Below are 2,189 nucleotides of genomic sequence, written 5' to 3' on the forward strand. Positions count from 1 at the left end.
AAAACAACGGTGCAGGTGGGGAGATGACCCCCGAGGCCATTGTTGATTATTGCTTGAGAATGAAAGATGAGCACGGTTCGAGCTATTTCGAGGGTAAGCTTATTTTGGGAGATCCCGAGCTAGAAATCAGAACCGTCCGTTTGTTGCGTGAGGCCCTTGGGGCTGATGCCATGTTGCGTCTTGATTCAAATATGCAGTGGTCTTTAACAACGGCACGTTGGGTTCTGAGAGAACTAGAGCCGTATAATATTCGCAATTACGAAGATCCGGTTGCGACCTTTGAAGAAATGGCGGAACTGCGGAAACACTCGATCATTCCCTTTTCCACGCATGTCCCTGATTTGCGGCGGGCTGTGGCCCTTGGCGCACCAGATTATTTTGTCTGTAACTTTGCTGCGCTCGGGGGCATTGGGAAGACTATGAAATTTATTGCGGCCTGTGAAGCAATGGGCAAAGGTTTTTGGTGCTATTCAAATGACCTTGGCATTATGACCGCGGCCTATTTACATGTTGTTGCGGTAACACCATGTATTACGGAGCCCTCGCAATCTTTGTTCCGTTGGCAAATTGGCGATGTCATTAAAAACGGTCCCTTCCGTCAGACAAATAATACCATAGCAGTACCGGAAGGATGTGGTTTGGGGGTCGAGCTAGATCCAGAGGCCATGAAACGCTGGCATGATCATTTTGTTGAACATGGACCTATGAGTCATTTCAACGATCCTGCTAACCCCGGATTATTCCGTCAGTTGCCCCTTAATTAACCAGCTGCGCGCGGTATAAATCTTCTATTGAGTTTTAGCTTTCGTATAACATTGATGAAAACCTCGGACAGATAAACAGGCAAAAAGCCAGATAAAGAAACTGACCAGGGATAAGAATAAACAGGAGAGAGAAATGGCCAGTAATGATCCTTTGTTACAGCCCTATAAGCTGAAGCATTTGACAATCAAAAACCGGATCATGACCACAAGCCATGAACCTGCCTACCCAGAAGACGGAATGCCTAAGGATCGTTACCGTGCCTATCATGAAGAACGGGCAAAAGCTGGGGTTGGTATGACCATGACTGCGGGGTCTGCCGCCGTATCCCGTGATAGTCCCCCTGTGTTCAACAATGTGTTGGCCTACAAGGACGAGGTTGTGCCTTGGATGAAGAAAGTTACGGACGCATGTCATGAACATGGATGTGCCGTGATGATCCAGTTGACTCATCTGGGGCGTAGAACAGGCTGGAACAAAGGGGACTGGTTACCTGCCGTGTCGCCGTCGCACCACCGCGAAGCGTCGCATCGTGCTTTCCCGAAGCAGATGGAAGACTGGGATATTCTTCGAATTATTGAGGATTATGCCGATGCGGCGGAGCGCATGAAAGCTGCTGGGCTGGATGGCATTGAACTGGAAGCCTATGGGCACTTGATGGATCAGTTCTGGTCGCCGCGAACCAACACATTGGATGGTGAGTATGGCGGGTCGCTGGAAAACAGAATGCGGTTTTCGTTAAATGTGCTTGAAGCTATTCGAAAGCGTGTTGGTGACAAGTTTATTGTTGGTATTCGCTATACTGCCGATGAAGCGGACAAGGATGGAATTTCAGCGTCTGAAGGAATTGAAATCTCAAAGCGTCTGCAACGTTCTGGGTTGGTCGATTTTCTCAACGTCATTCGTGGGCATATTGATACAGATCCGGGGCTAACGGATGTTATTCCAGTGCAGGGAATGAAATCTGCGCCTCATCTGGATTTCGCCGGAGAAGTGAAAAAAGCCACAGGCATGCCAACCTTCCATGCTGCCCGTATTCCCGATGTTGCGACAGCGCGTTATGCGGTTGCCGAAGGGCTTCTGGATATGGTCGGTATGACCAGGGCGCACATGGCTGATCCGCATATTGTGAGAAAAATTATGGCAGGGCGCGAAGATGATATCCGTCCTTGTGTCGGCGCAACCTATTGTCTGGATCGCATTTATCAGGGCGGGGATGCATTGTGCATACACAATGCGGCAACGGGGCGAGAGCTGACAATGCCGCACGATATTCCGGCAGCGGATGAGAAACGTAAAGTTGTCATCGTCGGGGCTGGACCTGCCGGGTTGGAAGCGGCGCGTGTATCGGCTGAACGCGGGCATGATGTTGTTGTTTTTGAAGCTGCCCCGGAACCGGGGGGGCAAGTTCGTCTGTCTGCGCAAAG

2 protein-coding genes are annotated in these 2,189 nt (G+C 50.1%); both read left to right on the forward strand.

All coding sequences use genetic code 11. The features are described from left to right. The coding region (locus Q0241_RS14445) for an enolase C-terminal domain-like protein (RefSeq protein ID WP_299378709.1) at positions 1-764 on the forward strand (764 nt) is incomplete at its 5' end. A 133-nt stretch (positions 765-897) separates the two neighbouring features. Then, on the forward strand, positions 898-2,189 hold a 1,292-nt coding region (locus tag Q0241_RS14450), incomplete at its 3' end, for an NAD(P)-binding protein (RefSeq protein WP_299378711.1).

The sequence above is a fragment of the uncultured Kiloniella sp. genome (genome assembly GCF_937128705.1).
GTDB lineage: Bacteria > Pseudomonadota > Alphaproteobacteria > Kiloniellales > Kiloniellaceae > Kiloniella.